At 46.3% G+C, this 13,016-nt stretch carries 9 protein-coding genes; 5 read left to right on the plus strand and 4 right to left on the minus strand.

The genetic code is table 11. From position 1 onward, the window contains the following. Positions 1–7 precede the first annotated feature (7 nt). On the plus strand, positions 8–730 hold the full coding sequence (locus tag MO387_RS10570) for a UDP-2,3-diacylglucosamine diphosphatase (RefSeq protein WP_063883151.1): 723 nt from the start codon (positions 8–10) through the stop codon (positions 728–730). Positions 731–856: 126 nt separating this feature from the next. On the opposite strand, the gene miaE is transcribed toward MO387_RS10570, so the two are convergent. Further along, positions 857–1,627, minus strand: a complete 771-nt coding sequence (miaE, locus tag MO387_RS10575; RefSeq protein ID WP_012588031.1) for a tRNA isopentenyl-2-thiomethyl-A-37 hydroxylase MiaE — start codon at positions 1,625–1,627, stop codon at positions 857–859. A 283-nt stretch (positions 1,628–1,910) separates the two neighbouring features. Between miaE and MO387_RS10580 the strand changes: the two genes are divergently transcribed. Next, positions 1,911–2,507, plus strand: coding sequence for a Yip1 family protein (locus MO387_RS10580; protein WP_006081117.1), 597 nt, complete (start codon positions 1,911–1,913; stop codon positions 2,505–2,507). Between the two features lie 183 nt (positions 2,508–2,690). On the opposite strand, the gene glnS is transcribed toward MO387_RS10580, so the two are convergent. The 3 genes from glnS to MO387_RS10595 all read right to left on the minus strand — a co-directional run bounded on the left by glnS (position 2,691) and on the right by MO387_RS10595 (position 7,103). Continuing rightward, positions 2,691–4,361 (minus strand): glutamine--tRNA ligase, encoded by a 1,671-nt coding sequence (glnS, locus tag MO387_RS10585; protein WP_107947040.1) that lies wholly within the window; start codon positions 4,359–4,361, stop codon positions 2,691–2,693. A gap of 215 nt (positions 4,362–4,576) precedes the next feature. Continuing rightward, a complete protein-coding gene (feoB, locus tag MO387_RS10590; RefSeq protein WP_107947039.1) occupies positions 4,577–6,871 on the minus strand; it encodes a Fe(2+) transporter permease subunit FeoB in 2,295 nt (764 codons plus the stop codon). Continuing rightward, positions 6,864–7,103: a FeoA family protein gene (locus MO387_RS10595; protein ID WP_006081114.1), complete on the minus strand. Its 240-nt coding sequence runs from the start codon at positions 7,101–7,103 to the stop codon at positions 6,864–6,866. Before MO387_RS10595 ends, feoB begins: the two co-directional genes overlap by 8 nt. 435 nt (positions 7,104–7,538) lie before the next feature. Here MO387_RS10595 and MO387_RS10600 point away from each other — a divergent pair, with 435 nt between their 5' ends. The 3 genes from MO387_RS10600 to MO387_RS10610 are packed head-to-tail and all read left to right on the plus strand — an operon-like array spanning position 7,539 to position 12,623. Continuing rightward, positions 7,539–8,504, plus strand: a complete 966-nt coding sequence (locus MO387_RS10600) for a DmsE family decaheme c-type cytochrome (protein ID WP_107947038.1) — start codon at positions 7,539–7,541, stop codon at positions 8,502–8,504. A gap of 13 nt (positions 8,505–8,517) precedes the next feature. Next, on the plus strand, positions 8,518–10,668 hold the full coding sequence (locus MO387_RS10605; protein WP_107947037.1) for an MtrB/PioB family decaheme-associated outer membrane protein: 2,151 nt from the start codon (positions 8,518–8,520) through the stop codon (positions 10,666–10,668). Positions 10,669–10,703: 35 nt separating this feature from the next. After that, complete coding sequence (locus tag MO387_RS10610) at positions 10,704–12,623, plus strand: OmcA/MtrC family decaheme c-type cytochrome (RefSeq protein WP_107947036.1); 1,920 nt, start codon at positions 10,704–10,706, stop codon at positions 12,621–12,623. The last annotated feature ends 393 nt before the right edge of the window (positions 12,624–13,016 follow it).

Genomic DNA, 13,016 nt, shown 5'->3' on the forward strand with positions numbered 1-13,016 from the left:
CCTGCGAATGCGAACTTTATTTATAGGCGATCTGCACCTGAGTGCAGATCGTCTTGATATCACCCAAGCGTTCACTCGCTTCCTCGACACTGAACTCGATGATGCCGACGCCCTCTATATCCTAGGTGATTTGTTTGAAGTCTGGGTTGGCGATGATATTGCCTTACCTTTTGCCCTCGAACTCGCCGAAAAACTCAAGCAAGTGTCGCAAAAGCTGCCGGTGTATTTCATCCACGGCAACCGTGACTTTATGTTAGGCAAGCAATTTGCGCGTGCCGCAGGAATGCAAATCTTACCCGAAGTGACGTGCCTGAATTTATACGGCGTAAACACAGTTATCTTACACGGCGACAGCTTGTGTACTTTGGATAAGGCCTACCAACGCTTTCGAAAACTGCGCAGTTTGTCACTGGCGCGTTGGCTATATGGTTGTTTATCCAAGAAAACCCGTCAGGGTATTGCCGATAAAATTCGCAGCAATAGCAAAAGCAGCAATCAGCAAAAAAGCTATACCATCATGGATGTGGAGCCCAATGCGGTCGATGCGTTATTTGCCAAGACCCACACCAAACATATGATCCACGGTCATACCCATAGACCCGCCATTCATCAACTTGCTAATGGCTGTCAACGTATTGTGGTTGGCGATTGGTATGAGCAAGGGAGTGTGCTGAGTGTGAGCGCCGAAGGGATTAACTTACAGTCCTTACCCTTCGAGCATACAACTTAAGTTAGCTTGCTTTTATTGACCTTGTTTGAGGTTAAAGACGCATTATATTAACGGTTCGAGCGAACCGTTAATCGTTTTAGCTATATCGACTTAATTCATCAATTTTTAAAAAGAAGGTGCTTCAAATCAATTTGCTAGCGGCGATCCACTATGGAAACGAAACTCATCATCCTGCGCCAGAATCAACTCAGCCTCTAACTCACCAAAGTACTTTACGCGCTCGCTAATATCCTCAGGTGAAACCAACTGTGCTAATGCAAGATAATCTTGATAGTGGCGGGCTTCAGAGCGCAGCAGTGACACATAAAACTTACTCAGCTCACCGTCTAAATAGGGCGCCAACTTAGCAAAACGCTCGCACGAACGCGCCTCAATATACGCCCCCACAATCAGCTTATCCCGCAGGATATCTTTCTCATGGGTGGTTACATAGCTCATCATGCCTTTGGCATAACGGCCTGCGCGAATATTACGATACTCAATGCTGCGTTTGTGCATCAATTCCAATACTTGCTCAAAATGATGAAACTCTTCTTTAATCAAGCGGATTAAAGGTGAAACCAAATTAGCGGCAAACTTAAAGTTTGGCTTAGGCATAAGTTCGGCCACCAGCTCATTCTTTTTCACATCGCGCGCCAGAAAGCTCACCACATCATGATCTTGCGAATAGATAAACTCTTCATAGGGTTTAGCCCACGCCAACAGAGCTCGACCACTGTCTTTATCTAACGCATATTTTCGTAGCAAAAATATCGCCGTCTGGGCCGCTTTTAACTCACAGTTACAATGATCGATAAGCAACTCATCCAAGGAATCTGATTTTATCGCGACATCAATCCAAGTTTGCGGTGTTTCACAGCGAAGAAACGCGTGGATGGGGGCAAGAAGTTGCTGCATGGACTCACTCAATATCATTCTGAATATCGCGCTATTTTACGCATATTTACTCATAAGCTATAGCATTAGGCTTCAGTAAACTTGACGCGCCGAACTTTTTGTTCAATAAATAATCTACACTCTAAAGAACTGAGATCCTGATCACACAGCTTCTCACTTCTGTATGTGTCACCAATCGGCAGTTAAAGGGACAGGACACCATTTTAACCTCGATTGTGGAGCTGTTATCAGCTCGTCTGACGTTTGGCGAGCCATTCATCAATGCTGAACAAGGATAATTATAATGATATTGAATCACTTAATGGGGCTATACACTCATCCTAAACAAGAGTGGCACACAATTGAAAAAAACCATGAGGCACTAAAAAGTAGCTTAAGTCATGTGGTACTGATCGCCTTAATCCCTGCGATTTGCAGTTATATTGCTACGGCTTATATTGGCTGGAACCCAGGCGCTGGCGATCCGATTTACCTCACACCTCAAAGCGCCATGTTTATGTCAGCTGGCATGTATTTAGGTCTGATTGCGGGCGTATTTGCCCTCGCCTATTTGGCCTATTGGATGGCAAAAACCTTCGATGCAAACCCAACCTACACCCAAGCGTTAGAACTCGCATCCTATACCGCTACGCCATTGTTCATGGTCGGTTTAGCCGCATTGTATCCAGTGCTGTGGTTTATCATGATAGTGGGATTGATTGGTTTGGCTTACTCAGTGTACTTACTGTACGCGGGTGTGCCGATCATTATGAATATCCCTGAAGAGAAAGGCTTTATCTACGCCAGTTCCATGGTGACCGCAGGTTTAGTGCTGTTAGTGGGGCTAATGGCAACCAGCGTTATCTTATGGAGCCTAGGCTTTGGTCCTATGTATCAATAACAACTCAAATTAACTGTAACCACACCAGACAATAGCTTTATCGCTGATTCATAAAATAAAAAAGAAGGCCTTTTAGGCCTTCTTTTAGGGGTCTGATTAATGATCAGAACGACTTAGCTTAATTCAACTTAGCTTAGTTGAGTTGAACTGTTTGACTCATTCCATCAAACCAATTCTATCAAATCATTCGAAAGAATCACGCAGCGCTACGGTTAAGTTAAACACGAGTTTATCAACTGATGAATCTTTGCTGTCAGCACAGAAATAACCTTCACGCTCAAACTGATAAGCTTTTTCTGCTGGTGCATTTACTAGGCTTGCTTCAGCAAAACCGTGCACAACCACTAATGATTCAGGGTTTAATACTTCGTCCACAGTCTCAGCCGCTGCTGGGTTAGGATCGGTAAATAAACGCTGATATAAACGGAATTCAGCAGGCTTGGCAGTAGATGCCTCAACCCAGTGGATCACGCCTTTGACTTTACGGCCATCAGCAGGGTTTTTCCCTAAGGTTTCAGGATCATAAGTGCAGTAAACCGTCGTGATATTGCCTTCGCAGTCTTTGTCACAACGTTCAGCTTTAATCACATAGGCATTTCGTAAACGCACTTCCTTACCTGTAACTAAGCGTTTGTATTGTTTGTTGGCTTCTTCTCTAAAGTCAGCCACATCAATCAATATTTCACGGCCAAAGGCTAATTCACGCGTCCCCATGCTCTCATCATTTGGATGAGCGGCCGCTTGAATGTACTCAAGTTCACCTTCAGCATAGTTTTCGATGATCACTTTCAATGGACGTAATACGGCCATAGCACGCGGTGCATGTTCGTTCAGTTCTTCACGAATACACGCATCTAACATGCCGACTTCAATCATATTCTCTTGCTTAGTCACGCCGATACGTTGGCAGAACTCGCGAATTGATGCTGGCGTATAACCACGGCGACGTAAGCCAGCAATCGTTGGCATACGTGGATCGTCCCAACCTGACACTAATTTGCGAGTCACAAGGTCGTTTAGCTTGCGCTTAGACATCAAGGTATATTCAAGATTTAAGCGTGAAAACTCGTATTGACGAGTACGATTCGGCGCTTGAAAATCATTTAAATTATCCAATACCCAGTCGTATAAACGACGGTTGTCTTGGAACTCTAAAGTACATAAAGAGTGGGTAATATGTTCTAACGCATCAGAAATACAGTGGGTAAAGTCGTACATTGGGTAAATGCACCACTTGTCACCCGTTTGGTGGTGATGGGCAAAACGAATACGGTAGATGATAGGATCGCGCATACACATGAATGGCGACGCCATATCAATTTTGGCACGCAGCGCACACTCACCTTCTTTAAAACCACCGTCGCGCATCTTAGCGAATAAGGCGAGGTTCTCTTCGACTGATGTGTCGCGGAAAGGACTGTTTTTACCTGGCTCTTTTAACGTGCCACGGTATTCGCGGGTTTCATCAGCATTTAAGAAACACACATAAGCCAAACCTTTATTGATCAGTTCAACCGCATATTGGTGTAACTGATCAAAATAGTTTGATGAATAGCGCACGTCGCCATCCCACTGGAATCCAAGCCAACGCACATCCGCCTGAATAGAATTCACATAATCAATGTCTTCTTTTTCAGGATTAGTATCGTCAAAACGTAAATTACACAGACCGTTATAGTCTCGCGCTATCCCAAAATTTAAGCAGATAGATTTAGCATGACCAATATGAAGATAGCCATTCGGTTCCGGCGGGAAACGAGTCTGTACACTCGTGTGCTTACCGCTTTGTAAATCTTCATCTATGATATTACGAATAAAGTTACTCGGACGTACTTCAGTGTCCACATGACTCATGGAATTCCTCTTTGCGAACAATGGCAATTTTAAGAAAACCAGCATGATCCTACAGATCACTACTAGTTACAATGCCTAGTGCTAAAAACTATGGTTTTTGACCGGCTGGGTTATAGCCGCGATAGTAAAGCAATAAAAGCAGCCATGAAAGCTGCTTTTATCTTTGACCTAACTAAGCTGACATTTATTACTCAGTCATGCTGACTCAGTAAATCTTACTCGGTAATGATGCGGATCCCCGGAATGATCTGCTGGGTTCTTCTGCCCTTACGTTTCAGCCACTGATAAAAGGCCACTAACGCAAAGAGGAAGAAACCAATCCACAGACTCGATTGCACAGGATGCTGCGTAAAGGTTGCCGCTTGATAGACCACAGTCGCAGAGCCATAGGCCAGAGAGAAAGTCCACGTAGCCGCAAATGTCGCCCAACGGGAACCAAACTCATGCACTAGAGCGCCCATCGCCGCGACACAAGGGGTATACAACAAGATAAACAGCAAGTAAGAGAACGCCGCAATTTTACCACTGAAACCGGCTTGCAGGGCACCGAAGGTCGATGTTGCCACGCCTTGCTCTTCTGCTATCGCTTCTTTATTAGTCAAATCACCAACCGACAGTTTTAGCGGATCTTCCAGATCAATTCCAAACAAGTTTGCAGGAATCGTCGCCAGAGCCGCATTAAAGCTTTCACTCAATGGCGTAAGCTCTTCATCAGCGGGCGCTGCAGTGCTGTACAAGCTGTTTAAGGTGCCGACCACGGCTTCTTTGGCAAAAATACCTGTGATAATACCAACCGTTGCTGGCCAGTTATCCTGCTCTATGCCCATAGGCGAGAAGATAGGCGTGATTTTTTGGCTCGCTACACTCAGCAAAGATGCTTGGCTGTCTTCATGACCGAAAGTACCATCAACACCAATGGCATTGATAAAGTTTAATAGCGTCACCACCAGCACAATGGTTTTACCCGCACCTAAAATAAAGCTCTTAGTGCGTTTACCTGTACGTACCATTACGGCTTTGAGTTTTGGCATCTCATAGCTTGGCAATTCCATCACCACAGCACTGCTGGTACCCGGTAACAGCGTACTTCTGAGTAATAAACCCGTACCGATAGCGGCAAAGATACCAATAACGTAAAGCAAAAACACTAAATTCTGCCCAGAATCGGGGAAGAAAGCCGCAGCAAATAACGCATATACTGGCAGACGTGCACCGCAAGACATAAATGGCGCCATCATACCCGTGACAATACGCTCACGTTCACTGCCTAAGGTCCGCGTCGCCATAATCGCCGGCACAGAACAACCAAAGCCGACAATCATAGGCACGAAAGCTTTACCGGGCAGACCGATACGGCGCATTAAACCGTCGACCACAAATGCGGCGCGCGCCATATAGCCAGAGCTTTCAAGCACCGACAAACCAAGGAATAAAGCAGCGATCACCGGAATAAAAGTAGTAACGGTTTGAATACCTTGGCCAACCCCACCCGCTAAGATAGTGACTAACCAAGTTGGAGATCCCATGTTCGTCAAGAATGCACCAAAGTGGTCGACAAGCAACGCACCCGCAAAGACATCGAAGAAATCGATAAAAGCACTGCCAATGTTGATGCTGAACATAAACATCAAATACATCACAAACAAGAACACAGGAATGCCAAGCACCGGATGCAATACGAGTTTATCTAATTTGTCACTGAGGGTGAGAAATCCCGACTCTTTCACTGAACCTTGAAACACTTTCTCAACGAAATTAAAGCGCGTGGTAGCCACCATCACTTCAATATCATGGCCTTGCGAAGAGATAATCTGGGTACAGGTATTCACTTCATCCTGCAGCTCAGCATTCTGACAGCTGCCACAACCTGAACCATTGCCTAACATAGCCAATGCGCGGCCACGGCTTAATTGCGCGTCTTTGCTGCAAAGTAACTGCACGCCCGCTTCAATTTGTTCATCATAATGCAGCATCAATGGCGCTTCAGAGACTCGGCCTTGCAGTAAATCGAGTACCTGCGCTTGCACTTTTTCCACATCGGCAGGATCGCGAGAGCACACACCAATCACGGGGCAACCCAGCTCTTTGCTCATTTTCTTTAAATCGACTTTGATACCGCGTTTGACTGCAGAATCGATTTTGTTCAACACCACCACCATAGGGATCGCGAGTTCACGCAATTGGGCAGTGAGGTATAAGTGACGTTCGATGTTAGTGGCATCGACTAGATTGATAATGCCATCGACGCGTTGCTCGGCGAGATATTGCTGCGCAATTTGCTCATCGAGCGAACAATCGCAACTATTGCCCGCAGGCAGAAGATCGTAAATACCAGGTAAATCGGTTAGATAGACATCGGCACCGTTTAAGGTGAAATGACCAGTCTTTTTCTCGACCGTCACACCAGACCAGTTACCGACTTGTTGATTCGCGCCGGTTAGCGCGTTAAAGAGCGTCGATTTACCCGCATTCGGGTTACCGACTGTGACGCAATGAAACTGCTTAGTCATTCGCCTTTTCCACCTCAATGATGTCTGCCAAATCTCTGCGCATACAAAGTTTACTACCACGAATATCCAGTTCGAGACCAGAGCCCATAGGTGCGTATCGGATCAATGAAAAACGCGTATTCGGCGTGATCCCCATGGACAACAACTTACGCTTCACGGTTTGTGGCAACGCTAAACGTCCCACTTCAGAAATAATACCGCGATCACCGGGACTGAGTTCGCTTAACTTCATTACGTATTCCACCTTGCAACAGGTTCAGCTCGAAAAACTGCGCCCATTGTAACTGAGCGATGACCCTAATAACTTTACCTAGATCAAGATTTTTGACTGGTAACGATAATAGTTTTCAATTGTGTTGGGTATTATGTGACAAAAATACCAATGAATAAACGGCCAACTGAAAATAAAAATTCACGCCCAAGTGCCCAAGACGGTTATGCGATCGACAGAAGTCAAAAAGCTGTGAACAAATCCCCTACCGAAGCAAACGTGATCAAGGTCACGCTTCCTCTATATCACCAGTAAAATCATCCCTCTTTACAGTGAAAAGACGCTCCGATGTTAAGCGAGTGTCACACATTTGTTCTAATATTAATCGGCTTGAATAAGCTAAATTAGCAATATCGAAAGCGTAAAAATAACAAATATAAATGCACTCGGGAAAAGATGAACATGGAAATAAGGCTAAAGTTCAAAAGCATAGCTAAGGCTATGCTATGTATTTTGTTATCAATCGTGAGTATTTTGGCCTCGGCGACGCCTTGGGATGACAAAAAACCAGAGGACGTTGTCGCGACATTAGACAAAAAATTCGCCGAAGGTAAGTATTCTGCCAAAGGGGCTGACACTTGCCTGATGTGCCACAAAAAAAGTGCCGTGGTCATGGCGATATTTGATGGGGTTCATGGTAATCCCAATGTGAACGCTTCGCCCATGGCTGATTTACAGTGTGAAGCCTGCCACGGTCCGTTAGGGAATCATAACAAAGGTGGCAAAGAGCCAATGATCACCTTTGGCGAAAACTATCCTGTTCCCGCGCAAAAGCAAAACAGTGTTTGTATGAGCTGCCACAATGACAGTCAACGTATCGCGTGGAAAGGCAATCACCACGATAACGCCGATGTTGCCTGCGCAAGTTGCCATCAAGTTCATACCGCCAAGGATCCTATCAGCGATAAAGCCAATGAAGTCGCCATTTGTACTCAGTGCCATACCCAACAAAAAGCCGATATGCACAAACGCTCAGCCCATCCATTACAGTGGCAACAGATGGTGTGCAGTGACTGCCATAATCCCCACGGCAGTTTGAACGATTCAAGCTTGAAGCAAATGAGCGTCAACGAAAATTGCTATAGCTGCCACGCCGAAAAACGTGGTCCTAAATTATGGGAACATGCCCCCGTCACCGACAACTGCGCGAATTGTCACAACCCCCATGGCAGCGTAAACGACGCCATGCTGAACAGTAAGCCTCCGCAGCTTTGTCAACAATGCCACGCCTCGGATGGTCATAGCAGCAATGCCTACTTTGGCAATCAAACCAATGCCTTCACTTCAGGTAATTCCTGTATGAATTGCCACGGGCAAGTGCATGGTTCTAACCATCCTTCTGGCAAATTGCTACAGAGATAACAAGGGAATGATCATGCGAACAGCTAAAATGTCTCACCCTAGTGCTTGCTTCTCACTCACTTTGTTAGCATGGGCGATAAGCAGTGTTTTGACTCAAGCACATGCCGACGGTTATGAGCTACAACAGGCGAATCGAAGTGGCATTAAGACAGAGGCATGGAGCTGTAAGCAATGCCAACCTAAGACAGGGCATAGTGGTAATGTCAGTGCCACTCTCGCTTATAACGATGGCGAGGACAGCCGTTTCGGTAACCGCACAGGGACAGATAACGATGGGTTCGTTGCCGCCGGCGGTGCGGATATGCTGTACAAAACACCGTCAGGTTATCAAACTCAGCTGGTCGCGGATAAGTTAGGTTTTGATGCAGGCTCAGCCAAGCTCACAACAGGAAGGCCGGGGAACTATCAAATCAACTTAGGTTATAGAGGCTTAGCTAGCTATAACCATAATCAACTCAAAAGCCCTTATACCTCATCGCAAGATAAGATGTTGTTGCCCGATAACTGGATAACAGGTGGCACAACACAATCTATGCCTATGCTACAGAGCAGCCTTGTTGGCCAAGATTTAAGTATTCAACGTGATCGCTTTATGATCGGTGGTTACTATGCCGGAAAAATATCACCCGAAAGCGACAATGCCAGTCACTACAAAGCATCATTAAACTATCAACATGAAGACCGCAGCGGCGCCAAAAAGACCAGCGCCAATATACTCACCAATAGCGTCATGCTCGTCCAACCTATTGATGACAGTACCGATGAAATCGATGCCAGAGTCTATTTAAATGGCACGGGCTGGCAAGCTGGCATCAATAGCCAAGTCAGCCAATATAAAAATGATCACCAAGCCATGCAATGGCAATCCGCCTACACGCCCACCTTTGGCGCGGCATACTTAGGCCAAAATGCAGTCGACCCCGACAGTAAAGCCTATCGCGTTGCCGCAGAAGCCTCTGGGGGAGCGAATGGGCAGAATGTGCTAATGCACGCAGGCTTTAGCCGTATGACCCAAGATGACGCCTTTATTCCAGCCACCATCAATGGCCCATCACCTATCCTGCCTGCAGATACCTTAGATGGCCAAGTGGATATTATTGAGATGGTCCTTAAATATTCGGGCCGGATCACCCAAGACTTAAACGTACAGGCTAGCTACAACTATCAAGACAGAGATAACAAAACGGCCAAATTAGACTTCCCACAAATCATCACCGACAGTATTAACCAAGGCACTGCTCAAAATAGCCTTTATGATAAGCGAACCAAAAAACTCGAACTTAAAGGCAAATACCGTTTTACCTCAGCCGCCTATGCCGAAGCAGGCTACAGCCGTAACGAAAACGATTACACTGAGCTCGACCGCCAATCCGTCGATGAATCCGGCGTATTTGCTAAACTGAGCTATCGCTATTCCCCTGCTTGGTCAGCATGGTTGAAAGGAGAAGCACTAGAGCGAGATGGCAGTGAATACGATCCCGTCACGACCACTCAAAGTCAAAGCAATCCTTGGCTACGTAAATCCTACCTTGCCGACAGAAAAAGACAAAAAGTCACCTTACATACAGATTATCAAACTGATATCGGCCTCTCGCTGGGCGCCAGCTTGCACAGTGTCGATGACGATTATCACCATACCCAAGTGGGTCTTACTCAAGTGTCCTACCTAGGTTATGACGTATCGGCCCAATATGCACTGAGTAACGATCTGCATTTCACCGCCTTTGTTAACCAAGATTGGCGCGACTCAGATCAAGCGGGCAGTAACCGCTTTTCAACGCCCGATTGGTACAGCACTGCCGAAGAAAAATCGACTCTAATTGGGGCTGGTTTTAGTTATCAAAACCTGTTCGATAATCGCCTCGACATTGGCTTGGACTACAGCTATTCCAATGGACAGAGTGATACCGAAGTCATCTACGGCATCACCAGTCCCTATGGCGACTTTTACGCCCGCAAACACAATCTGAATGCCTACGCCAAGTATAAGTTTGCCGACAGTATGTCGCTGCGCGTCGATTGGTTATTTGAGAAATATCAAGACGCTAACTGGCAAAACCAAGGCACGAGTTGGGACACGATTCCCAACGTGCTCAGTTTTGGTGATATGGGCCACGACTACAACGCTCACTACTTAGGTTTGACCTTAAGCTACCAAATGTAACTTAGGCACTGACAGCGCATTCCAAGGATAGAAATATGAACAAGTTTGCAAAAATGAGTACTCAATTCAGTCTGATGCTGGCCTTAGTCTCGCTATTAAGTGCCTGTGGCGGTGATAAGGGCCAAGATGGTAATCCCGGTGAACCCGCAAAACCGCCCGCATTGACCATCACTAGCCTTAACGTCATGGTCGATAAAGTTGCGGTGACAGAAGGCATTGCTCAAGTGGATTTTCAAGTGAGCAATCAAGATGATGAAGCCGTAATTGGTGTCCCATCGGCGACGTTTATTGCGGCGCAGCTTCTCCCCCAAGGCTATACAGGTGCGGGAAATAGCAGTGAATGGCAGCACTTTACCGCTGAAACCTGCGCGGCAACTTGCCTAGGCAGTCTCACAGATCATAAAAACGGTCACTACAGTTACACCTTCAGCGCACCGTTTAATGGCATGAATGGGGTGACGTTTATGCCTGAAGCGACCCAAAGAATGGTGGTCAAAATCGGCGGCGATAAACTTGCAGATAACACGCCCTTGCCTATTACCAATCAACATTATGACTGGCAATCATCTGGGGATAATGTCGCTTACACCCGCAACTTAGTCACAATAGAAACCTGTAATAGTTGCCACAGCAATCTTGCTTTCCATGGCAGTAAATATAATCAAATCGAAACCTGCGTCACCTGTCATAACAGCAAAAAAGTCAGTAACCCTGCGGATATTTTCCCGCAAATGATCCACAGCAAACATTTAACCGGTTTCCCGCAACCCATCAGTGACTGCCAAACCTGTCATGTCGATAAGGCAGAGCTAGCTGAGCAGCAAAACTGGCACAGAGTCCCAACCATGCAAGCCTGCGGCGCCTGCCATACACAAATCAATTTTCCCGCAGGCGAAGGACACCCAGCGCAGGCCGATAACAGTAACTGCGTGGCTTGCCATAATGCCGACTGGACCGCAAGCGTTCACAGTGATGAAGACAAAACTGCGGCACTGATGCAATTTAGCCCGAGTATCACCAGCGCCAGCATGGATGCCAATGGTACTGTCACCGTCGCAATTAAATTGATGAACCCAGCTACTGGCAGCGTCTATAGCGAGAGTGCCGATAAGCTAAAATTCATCAATGATTTAAGGGTATATGCTAACTGGGGAACCAGTTTTGATTATGCCACTCGCTCTGCCCGCTCAATCAAGCTGCCGGAATCCACCCCAGTGTCAGGCTCAAATGGCATTTATACCTATACGATTTCGGGTCTTACTGTGCCTGCGGGCACAGAAGCGGATCACGGCGGACTCGCGATCCAAGGCCGAGTCTGCGCCAAAGACAAGGTACTCGTTGATTGCACGACTGAACTAGCGGAAGTGTTAGTGATTAAAGCCAGCCACAGTTATTTTGATATGGCAGCATTAAGCAGTACGGGTCGCCGCACTGTTGTCAGTAATGCAAGCTGCGGCAATTGCCATGGCGATCAAAAGCTTAATATTCACGGCTCACGCAACGATCTCGGTGGTCAATGTCAGCTATGTCATAACGCCAATATGCTGGCCGATGCAACGGCGGCCAATCCTTCCACCACGTCATTTGACTTTAAGCAGCTGATCCACGGTATTCACACCAGCCAATTTGCAGGTTTTGAAAACCTAAACTACCCAGGGAAAATCGGTAACTGTGCCCAATGCCATGTTAACGATTCTGCGGGCATATCTACCGTCGCCCTTCCTTTAAATTCAGCGGTACAACCCCTTGCCATCGATAACGGCACTTTTACCAGCCCGATTGCCGCTGTGTGTAGCAACTGCCATTCAGCTACCAGCACTCATAACCACATGGCTCAGCAAGGTGCTGTTTTTGCAGGCACAAAAGCCGATGCAACTGCAGGAACTGAAACCTGTGCTTTCTGTCATGGACAAGGCGGCGTCGCGGACGTGTTAAAAGTGCATCCCATAAACTAAACCTATGATGCAGGCCTAAAAAGGCCAGCAACTGCAGATATAAAAGGAACTCATACTATGCAGTCATCTACTCCTAAAGAAATAGTCAGATCTCAGTCACATTACCCACCTAAAGTGACTGATTAATACCAGTGACTTAGTTAGCCTTACAGATGGAAAACTAATTCCACACATCCTATGCGGGTAATGAGATTTATTCTTATCTACCAAGCGTTTGATGATGATTACAACTATTGCAGGGAAATATCATGATGAAACGGTTCAATCCGTCATTCCGCACCTAATTTTCGATTTAAAAAACTTGACGGCGATCGGTCATTCTGATCTATTACTACTTTTTGCAGGTAGATCATTATGACTACTCCAGCTATCGCTATTCGTAACCTCGACCAC

Origin of the sequence: Shewanella sp. N2AIL, assembly GCF_022690845.1 — a bacterium.
Taxonomy (GTDB): Bacteria; Pseudomonadota; Gammaproteobacteria; order Enterobacterales; family Shewanellaceae; genus Shewanella; species Shewanella baltica.

Excerpts from the sequence above, each read along its gene's own strand:
- MO387_RS10570 (WP_063883151.1), top strand. The coding sequence starts at position 8 with ATGCGAACTTTATTTATAGGCGATCTGCACCTGAGTGCAGATCGTCTT.
- miaE (WP_012588031.1), bottom strand. The coding sequence starts at position 1,627 with ATGCAGCAACTTCTTGCCCCCATCCACGCGTTTCTTCGCTGTGAAACA.
- MO387_RS10580 (WP_006081117.1), top strand. The coding sequence starts at position 1,911 with ATGATATTGAATCACTTAATGGGGCTATACACTCATCCTAAACAAGAG.
- glnS (WP_107947040.1), bottom strand. The coding sequence starts at position 4,361 with ATGAGTCATGTGGACACTGAAGTACGTCCGAGTAACTTTATTCGTAAT.
- feoB (WP_107947039.1), bottom strand. The coding sequence starts at position 6,871 with ATGACTAAGCAGTTTCATTGCGTCACAGTCGGTAACCCGAATGCGGGT.
- MO387_RS10595 (WP_006081114.1), bottom strand. The coding sequence starts at position 7,103 with ATGAAGTTAAGCGAACTCAGTCCCGGTGATCGCGGTATTATTTCTGAA.
- MO387_RS10600 (WP_107947038.1), top strand. The coding sequence starts at position 7,539 with ATGAACATGGAAATAAGGCTAAAGTTCAAAAGCATAGCTAAGGCTATG.
- MO387_RS10605 (WP_107947037.1), top strand. The coding sequence starts at position 8,518 with ATGCGAACAGCTAAAATGTCTCACCCTAGTGCTTGCTTCTCACTCACT.
- MO387_RS10610 (WP_107947036.1), top strand. The coding sequence starts at position 10,704 with ATGAACAAGTTTGCAAAAATGAGTACTCAATTCAGTCTGATGCTGGCC.